Annotated in this window: 13 protein-coding genes and 1 CRISPR repeat array; of the genes, 5 read left to right on the top strand and 8 right to left on the bottom strand. The window is 39.9% G+C overall.

What is annotated here, in order from left to right; translation table 11 throughout:
* Window positions 1-137: 137 nt before the first annotated feature.
* A CRISPR array of direct repeats spans window positions 138-689; the repeat unit is 37 nt; unit sequence ATTGCAATTCAAACTAATCCCTATTAGGGATTGAAAC.
* Between the two features lie 432 nt (window positions 690-1121).
* The 3 genes from H6G75_RS16610 to priA form a co-directional block, all read right to left on the bottom strand.
* The gene (locus H6G75_RS16610; RefSeq protein WP_190981128.1) at window positions 1122-2375 is read right to left on the bottom strand and encodes an FAD-dependent oxidoreductase; all 1254 of its coding nucleotides are present in this window, start codon (window positions 2373-2375) and stop codon (window positions 1122-1124) included.
* A 472-nt stretch (window positions 2376-2847) separates the two neighbouring features.
* A complete protein-coding gene (locus tag H6G75_RS16605) occupies window positions 2848-4149 on the bottom strand; it encodes an NAD(P)/FAD-dependent oxidoreductase (protein WP_190981127.1) in 1302 nt (433 codons plus the stop codon).
* 24 nt (window positions 4150-4173) lie between these two features.
* The gene (priA, locus tag H6G75_RS16600) at window positions 4174-6783 is read right to left on the bottom strand and encodes a primosomal protein N' (protein WP_190981126.1); all 2610 of its coding nucleotides are present in this window, start codon (window positions 6781-6783) and stop codon (window positions 4174-4176) included.
* 889 nt (window positions 6784-7672) lie between these two features.
* On the opposite strand from priA, the gene H6G75_RS16595 reads away from it, so the two are divergent.
* Entirely contained in the window at window positions 7673-8842 is a 1170-nt protein-coding gene (locus tag H6G75_RS16595) for an RpoD/SigA family RNA polymerase sigma factor (protein ID WP_190981125.1), read from the top strand.
* Between the two features lie 178 nt (window positions 8843-9020).
* A complete protein-coding gene (locus H6G75_RS16590) occupies window positions 9021-9506 on the top strand; it encodes a GNAT family N-acetyltransferase (RefSeq protein ID WP_190981124.1) in 486 nt (161 codons plus the stop codon).
* Between the two features lie 93 nt (window positions 9507-9599).
* Here the strand turns inward: H6G75_RS16590 and H6G75_RS16585 are convergent, their stop codons facing one another.
* Entirely contained in the window at window positions 9600-11390 is a 1791-nt protein-coding gene (locus H6G75_RS16585; protein ID WP_190981123.1) for an ABC transporter ATP-binding protein, read from the bottom strand.
* A gap of 214 nt (window positions 11391-11604) precedes the next feature.
* On the opposite strand from H6G75_RS16585, the gene H6G75_RS16580 reads away from it, so the two are divergent.
* The gene (locus H6G75_RS16580; protein ID WP_190981122.1) at window positions 11605-12447 is read left to right on the top strand and encodes an Rpn family recombination-promoting nuclease/putative transposase; all 843 of its coding nucleotides are present in this window, start codon (window positions 11605-11607) and stop codon (window positions 12445-12447) included.
* Between the two features lie 82 nt (window positions 12448-12529).
* Here H6G75_RS16580 and H6G75_RS16575 read toward each other — a convergent pair whose 3' ends face one another.
* The 4 genes from H6G75_RS16575 to H6G75_RS16560 form a co-directional block, all read right to left on the bottom strand.
* Window positions 12530-13588: an iron-siderophore ABC transporter substrate-binding protein gene (locus H6G75_RS16575; protein ID WP_190981121.1), complete on the bottom strand. Its 1059-nt coding sequence runs from the start codon at window positions 13586-13588 to the stop codon at window positions 12530-12532.
* A 321-nt stretch (window positions 13589-13909) separates the two neighbouring features.
* Window positions 13910-16513, bottom strand: coding sequence for a TonB-dependent siderophore receptor (locus tag H6G75_RS16570; RefSeq protein WP_190981120.1), 2604 nt, complete (start codon window positions 16511-16513; stop codon window positions 13910-13912).
* Window positions 16514-16622: 109 nt separating this feature from the next.
* Window positions 16623-17627 carry an AraC family transcriptional regulator gene (locus tag H6G75_RS16565; protein WP_190981119.1) on the bottom strand — a complete coding sequence of 335 codons (1005 nt, stop codon included), beginning with the start codon at window positions 17625-17627 and terminating at the stop codon, window positions 16623-16625.
* A gap of 113 nt (window positions 17628-17740) precedes the next feature.
* On the bottom strand, window positions 17741-19876 hold the full coding sequence (locus H6G75_RS16560) for a PAS domain S-box protein (protein ID WP_190981118.1): 2136 nt from the start codon (window positions 19874-19876) through the stop codon (window positions 17741-17743).
* 306 nt (window positions 19877-20182) lie between these two features.
* Between H6G75_RS16560 and petJ the strand changes: the two genes are divergently transcribed.
* Complete coding sequence (gene petJ, locus H6G75_RS16555) at window positions 20183-20518, top strand: cytochrome c6 PetJ (protein ID WP_190981132.1); 336 nt, start codon at window positions 20183-20185, stop codon at window positions 20516-20518.
* A gap of 85 nt (window positions 20519-20603) precedes the next feature.
* Window positions 20604-21518, top strand: coding sequence for a tetratricopeptide repeat protein (locus H6G75_RS16550; protein ID WP_190981117.1), 915 nt, complete (start codon window positions 20604-20606; stop codon window positions 21516-21518).
* Window positions 21519-21587 lie beyond the last annotated feature (69 nt).

Here is a 21587-nt window from a genome sequence, read left to right as displayed (position 1 = left end):
TCCAGTTTTAAGGCTTTTTGTAGTTTCTCTATTTGCTGAGAAGTTAAATGATTTTTTGCTGGCATTATTCCTTTTTTTTACTTAATTCAGCTTTCTATTATACACAATTTAAATGCTGAACAGCTTACCAAATAAAAATTGCAATTCAAACTAATCCCTATTAGGGATTGAAACATCCACCAATTTATTTCCTGCACCATCTGACATCGAATTGCAATTCAAACTAATCCCTATTAGGGATTGAAACCATTTGTTTGCTCCCCTCTCTACTCTTTTAATATATTGCAATTCAAACTAATCCCTATTAGGGATTGAAACTTAACTACTAGATAGCAGAGTACGCTGCCTGGCATCGGTGATTGCAATTCAAACTAATCCCTATTAGGGATTGAAACATGCTTGTAAATCTGGTGAAGCTTTACCAGCAAATTGCAATTCAAACTAATCCCTATTAGGGATTGAAACTTGACTTCATATTCAAAAGACTGAATTGATTCATTATTGCAATTCAAACTAATCCCTATTAGGGATTGAAACCACCCAGACTTTTTTACCATTAAGTGAACCACCCAAAGTCAATTGCAATTCAAACTAATCCCTATTAGGGATTGAAACTATCAGTGACGATGTAGCCGGGGCAGACAATTCTAGAATTGCAATTCAAACTAATCCCTATTAGGGATTGAAACCTAATAGGCCTAGAACGAATGAAAATCCTTTAAATCAATACAGTTCAGATAAGAAAACAAAACCAACAAATAATGACTTGGCAAAAAACGAAAGAATGATTTTGGAGGGGGTTTGGGGGACGCAACCGTCCCCCCATCGGGGGCTTGGGGGAGAATCCCCCAAATCTTGTTCATTGTCTGATAGGTAGAGCAGAAATTAAGAAATCAACTCTCATCACCTTAACTGAACCGTATCGGGATAAATACTTTAGTGTTGCTAATACTATGTAAAAGCTCACGCAAAGACGCAAAAGATAACTCTTGAATTTATTTATTTGGAGTGTTCAATTATTTGTGCAAGAGGTCTATAGCGTTGTTAATTCCAATCAGGTACATTCATCTAGCCTCTATCCCCTATCTACTTGTAATGCACTCAACCGAGAAACGCTATAACTATTTCACATGAACCGGAAACACACCCAAAGCAATTAATCTAGCGGGTAAATCGCGCAAAATTGGTAAGCGTAACAATGCTGGCGGCTGAAAAGTCTGATTAGCAGACAATACAGGCGCAAATACTCGCTTTTGAATAAATGTCTGAAATGCTTGAATAATGCGTGTCGGTAACTCTCGCTGACGCTGAACTTTAGCTAAGTCACTCAGCTTGACTTGGTGATTTTGCAGAGGTTGACTGAGAACATTAGCGGCTACGACTGCATCTTGAATGGCGTAGTTAATTCCGACACCGCCAACTGGAGACATAATATGAGCAGCATCACCAATGAGTAACAACCCTGGACGATACCACTGTTTAACACGGCTTGATTCTACCGATAAAAAAGCGACTTGTGACCAATCTTGAAGAGTATACAGGCGATCGCTTAATTCTGGCACAACTTCCACAATCGATTTCTTTAACTCTTCCAAACCAGCAGTCCGCAGTTTTTGATAACCGCCTTTAGGAATTACATAAGCAATTTGCCACTCTGTACCACGGTCAAGCATCGCTACAATATGTCCAGGCGCAAAACGCCCCATTCCCCCAGCAAATTCTTCAGGATGGCGGGGTAAGCGAAACCAGAGAATATCCATTGGTGGAGAAGTTTCAATAGATGCAAACTCTCCCATTTGTCTTAACTTCGAGTGACGACCATCTGCGCCAACTGTCAGCATAGCGCGGACTTCGTGCCAACCACCACCACCCCGATAACGTACTCCTGTAACTACCCCATTTTCTGTCATGAGTTCTTGAACATTCGCACCCATCACTAACTTAAAGTTTGGATATTGTTGCGCTTCTTGGGTGATGAACTCCAAAAATTTTACCTGGGGCAACATTGTAATGTAGGGATAATCTGTTTTTAGGTGACTAAAATCTGCCAGAGTAAAAGTATCTTGCGGAGTTTTAACTTGAATTTGCCGCATCTTAGCATGAGGTAATTGTAATAGGCGATCGCTTAAATTCAATTCCTCCATAATTTGCATTACCGAAGGATGAATTGTATCTCCCCGAAAATCGCGGTCAAAATCTTTATGCGCCTCTAGCAACATCACAGATATACCTTGACGCGCCAACAAAAAAGCTAAAACCACCCCAGCCGGGCCGCCACCCACAATACAACAATCAGTAGTGTGTTGATCTACAATCTCATGGGCTGGGTTCACATCTGTGTCTGCAAGCGCATTAATCGGTAGATGAGTAGTCATCACAACACCTCAAGATAGCCCTATCACCCAGGGTAGTTTGCTTTTTCTGGTGGCAGCAAATTTTTTAACTTTTTGTAGCCATTTATGTGAGTAATCAAGACAAGGGCTACTATGTATACACCAATCCTCTGATCCCCCTAAATCCCCCTTTTTAAGGGGGACTTTGAAGCATTCCCCCCTTTTTAAGGGGGGTTAGGGGGGATCAAGAAGCCAGTAGTGGACTGTCTAGACTAAAGTAGTGCATTAGATTGGAAAAATTAACAGCAGATGAACGCGGATAAACGCGGATGAAATAAGTTTTTTAATGCAACATTTTAGCCTTGACACGCCACTACTTATATTTCAACTTACATAGGACTTACGCAAAAACCCTCTCGAATTCTCTTAACTTCGTGTCCTACCCTGCGGGAAGCCGCTATTGCGTCTATGCGCCCTTTGTGGTTCGTTTTTTCATGATTCTGCGTAAGTCCTGTTACATTTTTGCCAAAATTTGTTGATTTGATTTTTTAACTTTCCCTATCCAATCTTGATATAAGTTGAGAATTTCTGAGTAGGAAAGTTTGCCTTCAGCCACCAATTCAAATAACGAAGGTAAGAAGAATTTGGGAAAAATAGGAAAGAAATATTTACTCAGACGATTCCTGAATAACAACTCAACAAATAACTTTTTCGAGGTAGGAAAAGCGTAATCACTTAATTCTACTAAAGCAATTCCGTCAGCTTGACGTTGAAGACTAAACTTTTCCACAGCCACGGCTAAATTATCAGCACATTCATCTAAAATTTGGTTAAAAATATTTGCATCTTCCAAAGCGGCGTTACAACCTTGTCCGAGAGATGGTGAAACTCCATGTGCCGCATCTCCAATCAACAAAACACTATCACCGTGATGATAGCGGTTACAGCGCACAGTTAGCACTCTAGATACAGGTCTATTAGCAAAATCTTCCGCTTCTGATTCTGGTAATACTTGGGCAACTTCTGGAAAGTTTTGGCGAAAATAGTTTAATACATCTTGTTTGGTAGTCAGTTCAGGAATGGTTTTATCTTTGTGCGGAAAAATGATTACACCACTCCAACTACTATCCATTTGATAGACTAATAAAACATTTATACTGTTATCTAACCGCCAAGAGTGGACTTTACCTTTTTGCCAGTTAATGCCTAATTTAGGGTCTAATGGTGGCAAGAAAAAAGATTTGTAGTCATTCACAACATAATTTTGTTCACACTGAAAGTTCTCTGTTTGTAGAAAACCTTCCCTAACTACAGAACGCGCCCCATCTGCACCAATTAATAAGTCATAATCAACGGTGATTGCTGTGTCAGTATCAAGTTTTTTAAACTTCACTTGTTTAGCAGCAAAATCTACTTGTGTACATTCATGATTGAAGTGAAAATTAACTTGATTGCTGCCTTTGATAGTCAACTGTTCTAATAATTTAGTCACCAAGCTCGTTCTGTCCAGGGTTAACTGTGAGTACTTTCTACTTAATACCCGTGTTTTACCATTCCTTTGGTGCAGTGCGGCTCCATTAGTTTCTAAGCTGATGGCTTTTACAGCTTCCTTCAGTCCCTCAATTTGCTGTAAAGCATTGATCCCGCGTTGACTAAGAACAATCGAAAAGGTGCGCGATTTAGAAAAGCCGACAGTGCGGGGATCACTGCGAAAATCAAAAATATCGATTTGATATTTTTCTTGACGATGTAGTAAATAGTGAGCCAGTAGGACTCCGCTAGGGCCAGCACCAACGATCGCTACTCTTTTCACCATAATTCAACTCATAACTACCCAACCTCATAATATATTCATGGGATCAACGTCTATAGTCAAGCTAACGCCATCACAACATAACTCTCTGATTTCGTCCCAATTGGGTAACTGGGGTAATTCATCAGGGTTAAATTTTAATAAGATTTGCCAGCGATAACGGTTCGCTACTCGCATTACCCCGGCTGGTGCAGGGCCGAGAATTTCAAAGTCTTCGTTGTTACTCAAGTTTGCGGCGATAATTTGAGCAGTATTCTGCACTTGGATGGGGTCAAGGCTACTGAGACGCAATAAAATTAACCTGCCATAAGGTGGATAATCAAGGTCACGCCGTTTTTCTAACTCAGTTTGACAAAAAGATTGATAATCGTGGGTGCAGACTGCGGCAATTACTGGATCTTCTGGGGTGTAAGTCTGCACAATGACTCTCCCTGCATCATCACCTCTCCCCGCACGTCCCGCCACCTGGGTAAGCGTTTGAAAAGCCCGTTCACTGGCGCGGTAGTCTGATAAATGCAGCAGTCCATCCGCCGCCACAACTCCCACCAGTGTGACTTGGGGTAAGTCCAAACCTTTGGTTAACATTTGCGTCCCGACTAATAAATCGGCTTCACCGTTGGCAAACTGAGTTAGTAAGGTACGATGTGCGCCTTTGTTGCGGGTGGTATCGCTATCAAACCGGATGCACCGCAGTTGGGGAAACTGTTTGGCTAATTCCTGGGTGACACGTTGGGTTCCACTCCCAAAGAATTTTAAGTAAGGCGAACTACAATCGGGACAGAATTTGGGATGCGATCGCACATAATTACAGTAATGACATCGCAATAATTGGGGCGCACCTTCTTCTGCATGGTGATAAGCCAAGGACACATCACAGTGCGGACATTCCATCACATAGCCACAACTACGGCAAGACACAAAAGTACTATGTCCCCGGCGATGAATAAATAAAATCCCCTGCTGTCTTCTTTCCTGTAATTGTGTCAAAGCCTCTTGCAGACTGCGACTAAATATTGACCGATTTCCCTGCTGTAATTCCAGCCGCATATCCACCACCTCCACCGGCGGTAATGGGCGGGAGTTGATGCGTTCTGGTAATGATAAGTAGAAAGTGCTGAGTGCTGAGTGCTGAGAGAGGGGAGACAAGGGAGAGGGGGTAGACAAGGTAGTTGAAACATCGTTTCTTCCTTGTCCCCCTTGTCCCCCTTGTCCCCCTTGTCCCCCTTGTCCCCTTGTCCCCTTGTCCCCCTCCTGCCTTCCCATACTCACCCAACTCTCCAACGACGGTGTAGCCGAACCCAAAACCAAGGGACAGTTTTCTAACTCGGCACGCCATTGGGCGACGGTACGGGCGTGGTAGGTGGGGATCGGTGAATCTTGCTTAAAACTGCTGTCGTGTTCTTCGTCTAAGATGATTAAACCAAGGTTGGGTAAGGGTGCGAAAATGGCACTCCGTGTCCCGATGACTACTTGCGGTTCCCCTGTCAGCATTTGTCGCCAAGTATCGTAACGTTCGCCTTCGGAAAGGGCGCTGTGATAAACGGCGACTTTGTTACCAAACCGGGCGCGGAATCTATCGGTGAGTTGGGGTGTGAGTCCAATTTCTGGGACTAAGACTAAGGCTGATTTACCTTGATTTAATAATGGTGCGATCGCTTGTAAATATACTTCTGTCTTGCCGGAACCTGTTACGCCATGCAACAAGACTTGAGCAAATTTATTTAATGATTGTATATTTGCTAAAGCATTAGCCTGGGCAGGATTTAATAATTTTGGCTGGTCTGGTGTTAATGTCGGGCTTTGTTCAGCACGTAAAATTTCCCGTTCTTCAATCACGATGTAACCCTTTTGTGCCAAGGTTTTGAGGATGGAAGAACTAGCATTACAAATTTGCAAGAGTTCACTGTGCCATAATTCCCCACCGTTGCGGCGCAAAACTTCGATGATTTCTCGTTGACGCTGAGTTAAATCGCGATCGCTACTATCTATTAATGTGACAGCTTTTTGTAATTTGGGGCGCGTTAGTCTGGGGGCTTCTAAATAACTTTCCACCAAACCCAAGCGCAACAATTCCCGCACGCCGCGATAGGTGAACTTGACTTTTTGTTGAATATACGCAAAACTATAATCCCCTGATGGTTGAGTTTGCAACAGTTGTAAAATCTGCTGCGCTACTGGACTGAGAAAAGCTTGATGAGATTGGCTTTGGGTATTAGTTAAACGAATCCGGCGTTGAGTCCGCCCTAATAATCCCGGCGGTAAAGCCACCCGAATCACCTGAATTAAGGGTGTGTAGTAATATGCTGCGACGCGGTTTAATAATTCCCAATAATGGCTGGGGAAAAACCCCACACTCACCACATCTTCGACTTCTCGAATTTTGTCTGGCGCTAGATCAATATTAGGTGTGCTTAACAACCGAATAGCGATCGCGCCTAACTGTTGTGCGCCAAATGGCACAGTTAATATATCCCCTGATTTTACTTCTAACTGCGGTGGTAAACGGTATGTAAATAACCCGGTAGCGCCTGGACAGTCTACCAAAACTTCAACGTAACGATTTCCCTTTTGGGCTTGATATGATTCCCCTGGCTCGGCAACTACTAAATTTTGTAAATTTAAGTCATTAATATACATATTTGTTGTTTTTTCTTGACAGGAATTTATTATCCCTTCACCTAGCTCTCAAGAATTTAGTCTTTTTCTCTGTAAAAAGTAAAGTGTGTTTCGCAATACGTTTATTCCTCATGATACTTGATAAGTTTCCCGTTATGTAACCTACTAGACAAATCAAACTTAGCTATACGTGCAATAAATATTTGAAGACCATTTACCATAAAAACCATCGATAGGACTCATATTTGATTTCTGAAAAAAATTACGCTCTAACAATACTCTTTCCTACTCCCCACTCACCATCTGCAAAGGTACTTTCAAAAATAAAACCGGATTACTATATATATCTGACTATTTATGAAATCATTTGCCGATTTACTAAATATGGCATAGCCTTTTTCCGCCCATTGGTAGATATTCAATTATTGGTGTATATGAGATGCTTTTATACAACTAATTGATTTCAGCCAATTAAAGTACTGAAATTGTGACCTTTAGAAAATTTTATGAAATCCAAATAAAATCAAAATCAAGACTTTAGTTTCGAGATTAATTCCTGCCCATAAAGCCGAAAAAATTTATAAAAATATAGGATTTTTTAAGAAATGAGAATAATTACTTGGGTTCTTTTATATTTGTTAAGGTTGAGAATGGTTGAGGGCGTTTGACAGATTTAGGGATTAATCAAAAAATAAGAAGTATATCTGTTAGAACCTGAGACAATAATTTTGAGGTGCAATCACCAATATTTGTAAAGGGTTTGATCTAGCAGGAATAAAACAGGACAGCTAGAAAAGAATTTTTTAGTTTTGCTAAGTGATTAGTAGAAACTTTTACTTGGTAATCAAAAAAGTGCATTTGTTTCTAAGGGGAAACTACCAAGCCACAAACGAGTAGCTGTCAAGGAATTATGTACCAAACAAAGCAACTATCCCTAAAGGAAACTATGAATATTGCTGAATTGGGAACAATGGAAATATTAGAAACTGCTGCCGATACAGAAGAACAACTACTCGAAAGTTTAGAAATATTGGTAGAAGAAGAATCCCCAATAGTAGAAAATCTCGAACCAGAGGAACGGGATGGGGATGAAATGGCGGCAGCGCGACCTTCAGGATATAACAAAACTGAGCATGATGATGCCGTAGGTGCATTTTTTAAAGAAATGGCACGTTATCCGCTGCTGAAACCAGACGAAGAAGTTGAATTAGCGCGGCGAGTCCGATTTTTAGAAGAATTCAGAGACATCCAAGTCGCCTTACAAGTCGAACTCGGACAGCCACCAACCAAAGCCCAAGTAGCTGCCCAGTTTGATATGACAGAAAAGCAGCTAGAAAGCCGCTTATATCAAGGTCGAGTAGCGAAGCGCAAAATGATTCGCTCAAACCTCAGACTAGTGGTATCAATTGCCAAACGATATTTAAATCGCGGAGTACCTTTTCTAGATTTAATTCAAGAAGGGGCAATGGGATTAAATCGCGCTACAGAAAAATTTGATCCCGATAAAGGATATAAGTTTTCTACTTATGCTTATTGGTGGATTCGCCAAGCCATTACGCGAGCGATCGCTAATGATGCCAGGACAATTCGCTTACCAATTCACATTGTTGAAAAACTTAACAAACTTAAAAAAGCGCAACGCGAACTCAAACAAAAACTTGGTCATAACCCCACAGAAGCAGAAATGGCCGCTTCCTTGGAAATGACCGTTCAACAACTACGCCAACTACAACAACTACGCCGCCAAGCCCTCTCCCTCAACCATCGCGTCGGAAAAGAAGAAGACACCGAATTGATGGACTTATTAGAAGATGAAGACAACCTTTCTCCCGAAGCCAAAATGAATGAAAACATGATGCGCCAGGAGATTTGGGAAGTTTTAGGTGACGTACTCACCCCACGAGAAAAAGACGTAATTTCTTTGCGCTATGGACTGACAACCAGCGAACCATGCACCTTAGAAGAAGTTGGCAATATGTTCAACTTATCCCGTGAACGAGTCCGCCAAATTCAAAGCAAAGCCATGAGAAAATTACGCCGTCCCCACATCGCAAAACGCTTGAAGGGTTGGCTTATTTAAAAGTTAAAAGTCAAAAGTCAAAAGTGATAGCTGTAGTGGCTTAGACATCTGAACCTGATAAACCACTTCATAACCCATAACCTGTACCCTGTCCCCTGTAACCTGTCACCTCTCCCCTGCTCTTGACTACAGCCCATTAACTATGGACTAATGACTATGGACTGATGACAAATGACAAATGACCGATTTAATTTTGCGTTTTGCTGAACCTGCTGATAGCAACGTACTATTTCAATTAATTAAACAGTTGGCGGAGTATGAGAAATTATCTCATGCTGTTACTGGCAATGTTGCAGCACTCCAAGAGCATCTATTTGGCGAACAAAAATATATCGAAGCCATCTTGGCAGAATATCAAGGACAGGCTGTAGGTTTTGCCTTGTTCTTTTACAACTATTCCACCTTTCTGACCAAGCCAGGAATTTATCTCGAAGATTTATTTGTTTTACCAGAGTATCGCCGTCAGGGTATTGGTAAAGCACTGTTAACTAAACTAGCGCAAATTGCTGTCGAGCGAAATTGTGGACGTTTAGAATGGAGTGTCCTGGATTGGAACGAGCCAGCACAAGCATTTTACCGGAGTATGGGAGCCAGTATCTTAGATGATTGGCGAATTTGTCGCGTTACAGAAGAGAACCTGAAAAATTTAGCCGCGAAGCAATAACAAGACTTACGCCCAAGGTTGTCTGACAAGAATGGGTGTAAGGGTTCTGCACACCTACACCCTAGTTAATCTGTAACTTATAACCACATATAATTAAAGTCCAGACTGTACGCGCCAAAGACTAGTATAAATTCCATTCAGGGCGATTAATTCTTTGTGTGTACCCTGCTCGACCATTTGGCCATGATCCATTACATATATACAATGACTGTGGCGAATGGTAGAAAGACGGTGAGCGATCGCAATTGTCGTCCGATTTACTGTAATCTTTTCTAAAGAACGTTGAATAGCTGCTTCCGTTTCATTATCTACCGCAGATGTCGCCTCATCTAAAATCAAAATCGGCGGATTTTTCAAAACAGCCCTAGCTATAGCAATACGTTGGCGTTGTCCTCCAGATAACTTTTGTCCTCTTTCTCCAACTATCGTTTCATAACCTTGGGGAAGCCGCATAATAAAATCATGAGCTTCAGCTACTTTTGCCGCATTAATAATGGCTTCATCCTTTGCATCAAAAGTACCGTAGGCAATATTTTCTGCTACCGTACCATGAAATAAAAAGACATCTTGACTAACTAAGCCAATACTACGACGCAAATCATCCAAATTCAATTTTTGAATATTAATCCCATCGATAGTAATTGCACCAGTAGAAACATCATAAAAACGCAATAATAATTTCACTAAAGTGCTTTTACCCGAACCAGTAGAACCAACAATAGCAATAGTTTTTCCGGCAGGAATATGTAATGATAAGTCTTTAATAATCTCTTCACTATTACGATAGGCAAAGGTAACATTTTTAAAATCAACCTCACCCCTCACATTCTCCACAACTAAAGGCACATCTCCCGTAGTAATTTGGATAGGAGTATCTAACAAATCCATCACCCGCTTAGTAGAGGACATTGCTCGTTGATAGCGATCAAAAGTTTCTCCTAAAAACACCAACGGCCACAGTAATCTCTGTACAAGTACTAGTAGAACGCTGTAATTACCTATAGATATTTTCTGTGCATAAGCGGCCATTCCTCCCAAAAACAATAAAGCAGTGAAACCAGCTAAAACTAACATTCTAATTAAGGGAATAAAAGCAGCAGAAAGCTTAATTGCTTTGACATTACTTTTTCTATAGGCTTCACTTTCTTCTGCAAGTCTGGCATTTTCATAATTTTCTGCTGTGAAACTCTTAATTGTGGTAATTCCACTAATATTATTAGCTAGACGTGAATTAAGAAAACCAACTTTTTCTCTAACATCATCATAACAAGGTTCCAGCCGTTTTTGATATAGAAATGAACCCCAAAGAATAAAGGGCATAGGTAACATTGCTGCCAGAGTAATGTTAATTGGTAAAATGAAAAACGCACCAACCACTAAAATTATCAAGGAAGTTGTGACTTGAATAACTTCATTTGCTCCCCCATTTAAAAAATCTTCAAGTTGGTTGATATCATCACTGAGAATTGACATCAAACCGCCAGTACTGCTGTCTTCAAAATAAGCTGATTCTAATTGTTGTAAGTGATTATAGGCATCTAAACGTAAATTATGCTGGATATTTTGCGCGACATTCCGCCAAAGCCGGTCATAAGCATACTGAGAAAGTGATTCAAAAACCCAAATAATAATAGTAATTAATGAAAGTAGTGCAAATTGCCATACTACTTCTTTAATACCAAATTTAGCAAATATAGAACCTTGTTGCTGCACTAATATATCTACAGCAATCCCAACTAACCAAGGTGGTGCTAAATCTAAAACAGTATTAATTACAGAATAGGTAGAAGCTTGATAAATTTGTCCGCGATATTTTTGTCCATATCGCAGTAATCGCTGTAAGGGAGAAATTTGATTTGGAAATTGATGAAATTTAGATGTCATTGTCTGCGTTGAACTTTAGGAATTGATTTTTTCTAATTAGTCATTACAACAGCAATTGACCAAAATATATAAAGCTTACTATTTTTTGATATGTGGCTTCTATCCAAAAACAGCAAATTTTTATCCCAAAATGGTAATTTATAGGTTATTTAGATAACACGTTTATGTAAAATCATAACAAAACGTTATGATATGGCAGTGCTGAGAATACTTTATGCGTCGAGATTCGATATTTTATAAATTATTTCAACAATCCCCTAGTTTGTTATTTGCGTTATTGGCGAACCCACCAAGTAATGCAGATGAATATATATTTGATTCGGTAGCGGTTAAAGAACCAAAGTTTGAAATTGATGGGGTATTTCTACCGCCACAAAATCCAAATCCGGGTGTAGTGTATTTCTGTGAAGTGCAGTTTCAAAAGGACGAAAGACTCTACGAAAGAGTATTTGCAGAATCGTATTTGTACTTTTACCGCAACCGTGACAGGTTTAGTAATTTGCAAATCGTGATAATTTACCCATCCCGTAGTTTAGAACAAACTGATATTAATCCTTATCTCAGTCAACTGAATAGCCCCCAGGTAAATCGGATATATTTAGATGAGTTGGGTGATATTCGCTCCTTACCTGTGTGGGTTGGGTTGATGGTGTTGACTACCCTAGAAGAAAATCGTGCAACCGAAGAAGCAAGGTATTTACTAGCTAGAAGTCAGCAGGAAAATTCTCAATCCCAAAATCGCGCCATAATAGAGTTACTGGTGACGATCATGGTGTACAAGTTTGAAGGTAAAAGCCAAAGGGAGGTAGAGCAGATGTTGGGTATTACACTGCAAGAAACACGGGTTTATCGTGAAATTAAGGAACAAGGACGTGAAGAAGGTGAAAAATTGCTCATTTTGCGTCTATTATTCCGTAGAGTAGGAGAATTACCACAGGAAGTACGTCAGCGCGTTGAATCCCTGGCGTTGGAACAATTGGAAAATCTGGGTGAGGCTTTGCTGGATTTTACGAGTATGGCTGATTTACACGCTTGGCTGGAAGCACTGGAAAGCTAACTATAGGATTCTTATTTAATTTTTGAAAAAACCCGCATATCTTAATAATATACGGTTGACGTGAGTTGGAGTCTGGTAAGAGTTAATTTTGATTCACTGTTTTAGCCAAGGGTAATAGTTGCTCTTGTAAAGATTGAAGAGTAATTTGTGTACCACTTGGTGAAGGTAAACCTAAACAAATATAAGTAGGAATAAAATAGACTCGGTTGTTTCTACTCGCACGTAATGACTGAGCAAGGGTGTTTGTTTGCCAAGATTGCTGCACAGATTGTAATTGAGTTTTGGTAAAAGTATTTATATTTTTTATATTGCTTAACTCAACAATGTTATGTCCTTGGACAATGATTAAATCAGCATCAAGTTGGGGTAATATTTCTATAGAAATCGGTTGAGTAATATTTGTTGGTGTAGAGTTGGAAACTCTAGCTAGTTTAAATCCAATATCCTCTAATAAACCCCCACAAAAATCTAGAGAAGTGACTAGATTGATTGATGAGTTGAGTTGTTCTGAGGATACCATGAGGACTTTTGGATAGGTTTTGACAACACCTGCTAATGCTTGACGGGTTGTTGCTATTTGTTGGCGATGGGCTGCTATGATTTTTTTAGCTTGATTAGTGCGTCCTAATACTTGAGCGATCGCTTGTAGAGAATCTTGCCATTTATCCCTACCAACATACTCAAATAGCAATGTGGGAGCGATTTTTGATAATTGGCTATACTGTTGCTGATTTCCCCCGATATCCCCCAAAATTAAATCTGGCTTGAGTCTGATGATCTTTTCTAGGGATGGTTTGCTACTCATCCCCAGGTTAGTAATTGGTTGGGTGATGCGATCGCCTAAATAGGGAATCTGTTCTTGAGGACGATCAAAATCACCGCGACGATTGCTAAATATTTCCGCGTAGCCAATCGGCTGCACACCCAATGAAAGTACAATATCTAACATCTTGGGATTGAGAACCACAATCCGTTGTGGTTGTCCACAAATCCGCGTTTCTCCCCCCAGATGTCGCACTGTTTGACAATCACCTCTGGGTATGCGACTTGAAGATGGGATGTCAGGCGGTTGGCGATGACAACCTAAAAGTGAGAGAAACATCAAACAACTTACAGCGATTTTCAGGTAATTGAACCACATTTTTTTATCTCACGCAAATGTAAGGCAGCGCGTTGGGGAGACAGTGCGTTGCGGAGGTTTCCTCCGTTGTAGCAACTGTCGTCGGGTTCCCCGACTTGAAGCGACTGCCGCGCAAAGGTACAAAGAAATCAAGATACTGGCTTGTAGTGGCGTGACAAGCCTTAAATGTTGCATTAAAAAATCGATTTTATCCGCGTTTATCTGCGTTCATCTGCGGTTAATTTTTTCCAATCTAATGCACTACTTTAGCCTTGCCACGCTAGTAGTCTAAATACATGAAAACTGCTGTAACAGTAATAATCGCACTACTACCCCCTCATCCTAAAAACTCACTGAAATTGAACCCACAACTGTAAATGGTTCGCCGGGAATACCTGCATTTGTGCGGCTACCAAATCCCCCCCGACTGTTTGTATATTCCACATCAAATAGATTGCGGAAGTTAAGCGCAAACTTCCAATTATCGCGGCGGTAAAATACTGCTGCATTGGTGAGGAAATAGCTATCTAGGGTAAAACTATTATTCAAATCTCCCGGACGTTCACCAACATAGTTAATCCCGATTCCTCCACCCAATCCTTGCAAACTCCCGCTTTGAAGCTCGTAAGTTGTCCATAAACTGGCTTGGTGTTGGGGAATCCCAGTCAACCTGTTTCCTACAGGAATAGTATTATCTTGAGTGACTGTGGCATCCGTATAGCTGTAGGAAGCAATAACATTCCAGCCAGGTAAAATTTTTCCTGCTAAGTCGAATTCTACACCCCGGCTACGCTGTTCGCCGGTGGCGATGGAAATACCCAAACCAGGAAAATTTGGATCTTCGGTAGCGACATTCTGCTTGGTAACGTCAAAATAAGCTAACGTCGCCAACAAACTCCCGCCTAATAGTTCTGTTTTTACCCCTACTTCAAATCCTTCTCCCTGTTCAGGCTCTAAGGGATTGCCATCTGCACCGATGTCATCCACACTAGGGTTAAATGATTGGGAATAACTGCCGTAGAGGGAAATATTGGGAATTGGTTGATAAACTACACCGATTCTAGGTGTCCAGGCAGAATCATTTTGAGTTGTATCACCACCTGGATAGAATAAAGCAGGCACATTCTCGTTTCTTTGTGCTACTGTTTCATAGCGCAAGCCTAGCAACAGGTTTAATTGTTCAAAGATTTCAATTTGATCTTGCAGATAAATTCCTAAGCGATCGCTTTCCGAATCGCGGTCAAATAGCAGCGTATCAAAGTCTGGTCGATTTACGCCATAGCTGGGATTGAACACATTGATAGGGAATGAGGTAAAGTTAGCTAAAGCAAAGCGACTGGTATTAGTGCGACTCAAATCTGCACCAAATAGTAAAGTGTGTTTGAGTCCAGCAGTGGTAAATTTGCCAACAACATTGGTTTGTAAGGCGTAATTGCGAGAATTGAAATCATCTAAGGCAAATATTCGCTGGAGTTCGCCAGTTGTTTCATCAAATCCCAGAAAGATGCTGAGTTTATCAGAGAAAACTGTAGAATCTGTAAAGCGGAAAGCATTGCGGATTGACCAGTTATCGCTGAATTTGTGGTCTACAGAGAAATTTAGACTCAAGAAATCACGCCGCAGAAAATCATCGGGTTCATTGAAAATCCTACTGCGCGGAGTATCAACAACTCCATTCCCAAAAGCCACTGTACCCGAATCCCAAGGTTGTTCGCGGTTGGAGACTTGTAAATCAAAAGCCAACTTAGTGCGATCGCTAATTTCCCATGTCAACGCTGGTGCAATGAAAAATTGCTTAAACTCTTGATCAAAATCACGAAACCCATCTCGCCGCGAATAAACTGCATTCAACCGATATAGTAGGCGTTTATCATCTGTTAAAGGCCCAGAAATATCTATCTGTGGACGAATCAAGCCATCCGAACCAAATTGTAGTTCAGTTTGATAAAAAGGTTCCGATAGAGGTTGTTTCGTGACGACATTAATTAAACCTCCAGGTTGAATCTCGCCATACAGTATCGATGCTGGCCCTTTTAACACCTCAATGCGTTCTATATTGGCGACTTCAGGAATCTCCGCAAAATCATATTGACGAAAGCCATTTTGCAATACAGGTGCTTGGTCAAATCCCCGAATACTGTAGTTTAAATCACTACCTGTATCTGTACCGTTGTAGACAACACTACTAGAATTTTTTAAAGCATCCTCTAGGCGGGTTACTTGCTGTTCTTCCAAAACTTGACGCGGAATCACCTGAATTGATTGGGGAATTTTCAAAATCGGTGTATCTGTCCTTGTGGCTGTCGTCGCATTCGGTGTGAAATACTGCTCTTGTTCCCCTGTGACTATCAACTCAATAGGTTCATCTTGTTGCGCTGTTGGTTCATCCTGTGGTGTTTGGGTGGCTGGTTGCGGTGGTTGTGTCGCAGTTGTTGTAGATGCTACAGCAAAAATTAAGCCTTCATCTCCATCAAATAACTCAACTGTAGGTAGAACTGTTTCACCCACTATCATTACACGTAAACTATTAGCATCAATATTAGTAACCGTTATTTCAGCAATTCCCGCAATCGGCTTTTCGGAACGAAAGGTAAAAGCTTCTCCTGATGCTAAACGCAACTGAGCATTAGAGATATCTGCAATCAAGCTATTACCTTCACTACGGTTTGTGACTTGCAATTGTTCCCCTTGGGTTGTTTCTAAAATCACCTCCACGCCTTTATCTGTTAGATTTGCCTTCACTCCTGTAATTAGTACAGTTGATTGAGCCAGTAAAATTTTCTCCCTCGTGCTTTGAATGGTATTTTGCTGTTTTTCTGATGCCAATACCTGTACAGGTTGGCATACACTACAGATGATCCCGACTCCACCAACTACCAACCACAGGTAAATTTTCAGTGATAATGCCAAACCCTTGCTGCTAGAAGCAGAACACCAACTTTTCATACTACTCCCTACACCCCTAAAAAGAATCCTGCTTATTGCGTATATTTCTTAATTACCAACAAACAGAGTGTAAAAGAGTAGAACTAATTGAGTCTATCCCAAAACAGTCTTATAGTCCCGAAACCAGCTTTTGACCTAAACTACATTCCCTTGGTGTAATGCCAAACTTGCGCTTAAAAGCAGCTGCAAAATGTCCTAAATGAGAATAGCCGACAATATTAGCTACTTCCGCCACTGTAAAATCACTATTCTGTAATAAATGATGCGCTTGTTCCATACGCTGACTTGTCAAATAGCCAAACACAGTTGTACCGAATTGCATCTGAAATCCTCTTTGCAGAGTACTTTCGCTCACGCCTACCTGTTGCGCCAATTCTGACAATAACGGCGGATTCTCCAAATTCGCTTGTAAAATTTCTTTAGCGTGATGAATTTTGGCAATAGTTTCTCTTTTTAATCGTGATGGTAATTGCTTTACTGTGCGGTCTTCTAAAAAAGGAGTTAATTGCAAAGCCATTAATTCTATGACTTTACCTTGTAAATACATCCGCTTAGTTACGCCTTGATAGGGACAGTTAATAATTTGCATTACAACACTTTGAATGGCTGAATGAGTTGGAGAGTAAAGTAGTGTTTGCCAATCGCTTTCTTTTGCCAAAAATTTTAATTGAGGCAGTATTTCTCCATCTGTTCCAGGAAAAAAAGTCTTCAATAAATGTGGCGGCATTTCTATGTCAACACCCAAAATTCTTTGGGAATGGTGATAGAAAACATCAATTTTTTGCTGCATTCCACCACCAGAAATAAAGGTATTTCTATTTTCTCTCCCCATCTGCCCATAAGTATCTGTATACATCCCTAAAGCTAAGGCATGAAATTGCAAAGGATGATGGTTAATTGGGGTTTTCAGCACAATATCATGATGATACTCTTTATCAAAAATACATAACCAAAGTTGAGGGTATACTTCAATTGTGCGATAGTAGCCTCGACCAAGCTGTTTGGGCATGTGATCAAGATATTCATCTGCTTCTAAACCTGGGGATGAAGTACTATTTTCCTTGCTTGCTTTTAAAAGTTCATTGTAGTCTTGACTACTTAAAGTAATCGTCATTGTCAGAAATTGCTCACATTAATGATAATTAATTGCAATAATTTTACCATTAAGTTAAGTGAGGATAATCCTAAAAAGACAGTGGCGATCGCGGGTTATGTTAATTGTATTGACTACGATAGCCCAAGATGGATGGGAATTTTGATTTGAAATTCAGCACCTTGTTCTGGTGTGGATAGACAAGAAAGTTTCCCTTTGTGCTTTTCTACAACGATTTGGTAGCTAATTGATAAACCTAATCCTGTACCCACACCCACAGGTTTAGTTGTAAAGAAAGGGTCAAATAAACGTTTGAGTAAGTTCTCTGGAATACCTGGCCCATTATCAATAAACCGAATGACAATATGTTGTGTATCTGATACAAAAGTCTGAATGCGGATAGTACTAGGTTTTTCTTGGATTTGTTCGAGAGAACGTTGTTGATCTCGTTCTTCTAAAGCATCTAAAGCATTCACTAAAATGTTCATAAAAACCTGATTCAACTGTCCGGGATAACATTCTACTAAAGGTAAGTTGCCGTATTCTTTGATAACTGCGATCGCCGGACGGTTGTGTTGTGCGTTGAGGCGATGTGTCAAAATTACTAAAGTGCTATCAATACCAGAATGAATATCTACAGGTTTACACTCGGCTTCATCCATCCGCGAAAAATTGCGTAGGGAAAGCACAATTTGTGCAATTCGTTCTGCGCCTATTTTCATTGAGGAAAATAATCGAGGCAAATCTGCTATCAAAAATTCTAAGTCAATCGCTTTGATATGGTCTTGAATAACTTTTTCAGGATTAGGATAACATGCTTGATAAAGTTTTATTAGCTCTAATAAGTTTTTTATATATTCATTAGCTGGTTGGATATTACTGTAAATAAAGCTAGTGGGATTATTAATTTCGTGAGCAACCCCGGCGACTAATTGACCAATAGATGACATTTTTTCACTTTGAATCAGATGCGCTTGGGTATATTGCAATTCCTTGAGTGCTTTTTCTAAATCTTGAGCTTTTTGTCGTAGACATTCTTCCACAGCTTTTATTTCACTAATATCTCTGGCAATTGTGGATAAATATTCAACTTTTCCATCAGATGATTTGTGAGCAAGTATCAGTTGTGAAAGGGGAATTTCTTTACCGTCTCCACCTAAAAGTGCTGTTTCTCCTACCCAATTACCACAGCGAATTGACTCCGGGATGCCTTGATTGAGGATGATTTCATTTGTCCATTGGGGATGATTTTGGGATAAATTTCTGCCTTGAAATGATTCTGTTTCTGACAGTCCCAACATTCTGCGAGCAGCTTTATTAAAGTAGAGAACTTGTCCAGTTAAATCAGCCGTACTAATAAAATCTGGTGCAGCTTCGATAATTGCTAATAGTTTGGCTTTTTCTTTTTCAGATGATGTGCGATCGCTCTCATCACGAGATACACCTACTGTCATCACAACTTCACCTTGTTCGTTACGAATGGCAGATTTAATCGTATGAAATAAGCGTACTTCTCCATCATACCTTGTCACTGGTTCTTGCGGAATTTCTAAAGTGTTTCCTGTTTCAAATACATAAGCATCATCTTTAATATATTGGAGTGTATTCTCTGGTTCGTTAAAAGGGGCATCAATCAAATCTCGTAGTTCTTCCACTGTCATACCGTAATAATCACGAAAAGCTTTATTTGCCCAAATAATACGAGAGTTAGCCCCCTTAACTAACACCATATCGGTAATAGCATCTAAAATTGACTGATAATTTTTTTCTTGTTCGCGTATAACTTGTGTAAAACTCTTAATTTGTGTAACATCTTGAACAATTGAAACAATACTAACTACCTGACCCTTTAAATCAAAAATAGGGATGTTAACCCATTCGCAAATAATTAGTTTCTGAGCTTTTGTGACATTTTTATAGAGATTTATATTCTTTGCTTCTGACTGGTGCAATAATAACTGCATCATTGCACTAACTTTTATTTTTTCATTATCTGGGATAATTAATTCGGTGATGTTACAGCCGATAACTTCATTCTTGCTATAACCAAATAATCTTTCAGCCGCTAAATTCCATTCGGTGACTTCAAAAGCTGTATTCCACTCAATTATTGGTAAAGGGTTGTGTTGGGTTAGTAATAGAAGTTTGTTTTGTAGCTGTTGTAATTGTTGCTCTGTAGATTGGGGTGTAAAATCTGTAGAATCTGTGTTGCTATTAACAGGACAATTCTTAATATTGTTTGGTTGAATATTTTGATTTTGTGAGTTCATTCTAATTTGAGGAATTATATAGATTTAATTTGTCTGTTAAATCTAGAATTCCCTATTGTTGAAGCTATGTAACATTCTGCCCGATAAAAGTGCGGCTTAATCTGCAACCAATTGCATACTGATTGTGAGTATAGCAAGAGTGCGATCGCCTATTTTTATTTGATTTTTTCTTAACTGATGAAATTTGCTGTTCACAATCATTACAGCGAAGTTTGACAGTCTGTCTTTTGACGAAGGGAATTTTATCAATTGACAATTATGAATGATATCGTCCGAAATGTACGTTGGTTTCAGAGAGAACACTCCATGAAAAAAGTTATTTCCGTTTTGCTGTTAGGCATTGCTATCTTCACTTTTGCCTTCAGCACCCCAGCTTTAGCAGCCGACACCGATAATGGCGCTAAAGTGTTTAGTGCTAATTGCGCTTCTTGTCATGCAGGTGGTAAAAACCTAGTTCAAGCTAACAAGAACTTGCAAAAAGATGCTTTAGAAAAGTACGGTATGAACTCACCAGAGGCCATTATTGCTCAAGTAACCAATGGTAAAAATGCCATGCCTGCTTTTAAAGGTCGTCTAAAATCTAATCAAATTGAAGATGTTGCTGCTTACGTATTAGCACAAGCAGACAAAAGCTGGAAGTAGGGTATAGATTAGTATAGTCTTACAAACTGCGGGGACAATTAGCCCCGCAGATTATATTGTTTTGCCGAAATTGTCGATGATAATTATGACTAATTTTTGGCGGTTTTTGTTAAGTTTGCTAGTTGTGTTTTCTTTGACTTTTGCTAGTCAGTTTTCATTTCCACACACATCACTGGCTCAAAGTTTCTCTAACGAGTCTGTTAATTTAGGTGTGTTACAGATGCAGCAAGGCAATTATGAAGCAGCTATAGTTCACTTTAATCAAGCAATTACCCAGAACCTAAAAACTGCCGTTGCCTACAGTAATCGCTGTCTTGCTTATCTTTATTTACAAGATTACCATCAAGCGATCGCTGATTGTACACAAGCAATAAATTTTTCTCCAAATAATGTAGAAGCTTATCTGAATCGCGGATTAGCTCATTACAGACAAGGTAATTATCTCAGTGCGATTGATGATGATAATTTAGCGATCGCGCACAAACCCCAAGATTTTCGCGCCTACTATAATCGGGGTGTAGCTCATAACGCAATTGGTGATCACACCTCTGCCATCACTGATTTTAATTTGGCGCTAACACAAATTTCGCCAGTAGCTAATGTCTTGTTTGCAGATATTTACAACGATAGAGGTTTAGCCCATTTTCAGTTGCATAATTTAGATGCAGCAATGCAAGACTTTAGTTTAGCGATTCGGTTCAATGCTCATAACTACCGAGCTTATTTTAACCTTGGTTGTGTCTGTGGTCGTAACGGAGATAACAACGCCGCCGTCAATCATTTTTCGGAAGTGATTAGGCTAGATCCGAGTAATGGTCAAGCTTATTTGAATCGCGGTATAGCTCAGTATTATCTGGGGTATAATCAAAGAGCGATCGCAGATTTAAACAAAGCATCTGAGTACTTTGAAAACCAAAACCAAAAAATTGCCTACGAGAGAACCAAAGATTTACTCCATCGCTTGCAACAAGAAGTTCAACTTGCAATCCAAATAGGTTAATTCCACCTCATCAACAGATAATTTATCCGTTGTTGTAGAGACATTGTATACAACGTCTCTAATATTCTT

The organism is Nostoc sp. FACHB-280, assembly GCF_014697615.1.
In the GTDB taxonomy this organism is placed as follows: domain Bacteria; phylum Cyanobacteriota; class Cyanobacteriia; order Cyanobacteriales; family Nostocaceae; genus Nostoc_B.
Note: the sequence above shows the minus strand (reverse complement) of the source record. Positions and strands in the feature narration are given on the sequence as shown.

Bases quoted from the DNA above. Each gene is read 5' to 3' on its own strand.
- H6G75_RS16610 (WP_190981128.1), bottom strand. From the start codon at position 2,375: ATGACTACTCATCTACCGATTAATGCGCTTGCAGACACAGATGTGAAC.
- H6G75_RS16605 (WP_190981127.1), bottom strand. From the start codon at position 4,149: ATGGTGAAAAGAGTAGCGATCGTTGGTGCTGGCCCTAGCGGAGTCCTA.
- priA (WP_190981126.1), bottom strand. From the start codon at position 6,783: ATGTATATTAATGACTTAAATTTACAAAATTTAGTAGTTGCCGAGCCA.
- H6G75_RS16595 (WP_190981125.1), top strand. From the start codon at position 7,673: ATGTACCAAACAAAGCAACTATCCCTAAAGGAAACTATGAATATTGCT.
- H6G75_RS16590 (WP_190981124.1), top strand. From the start codon at position 9,021: ATGACCGATTTAATTTTGCGTTTTGCTGAACCTGCTGATAGCAACGTA.
- H6G75_RS16585 (WP_190981123.1), bottom strand. From the start codon at position 11,390: ATGACATCTAAATTTCATCAATTTCCAAATCAAATTTCTCCCTTACAG.
- H6G75_RS16580 (WP_190981122.1), top strand. From the start codon at position 11,605: ATGCGTCGAGATTCGATATTTTATAAATTATTTCAACAATCCCCTAGT.
- H6G75_RS16575 (WP_190981121.1), bottom strand. From the start codon at position 13,588: ATGTGGTTCAATTACCTGAAAATCGCTGTAAGTTGTTTGATGTTTCTC.
- H6G75_RS16570 (WP_190981120.1), bottom strand. From the start codon at position 16,513: ATGAAAAGTTGGTGTTCTGCTTCTAGCAGCAAGGGTTTGGCATTATCA.
- H6G75_RS16565 (WP_190981119.1), bottom strand. From the start codon at position 17,627: ATGACGATTACTTTAAGTAGTCAAGACTACAATGAACTTTTAAAAGCA.
- H6G75_RS16560 (WP_190981118.1), bottom strand. From the start codon at position 19,876: ATGAACTCACAAAATCAAAATATTCAACCAAACAATATTAAGAATTGT.
- petJ (WP_190981132.1), top strand. From the start codon at position 20,183: ATGAAAAAAGTTATTTCCGTTTTGCTGTTAGGCATTGCTATCTTCACT.
- H6G75_RS16550 (WP_190981117.1), top strand. From the start codon at position 20,604: ATGACTAATTTTTGGCGGTTTTTGTTAAGTTTGCTAGTTGTGTTTTCT.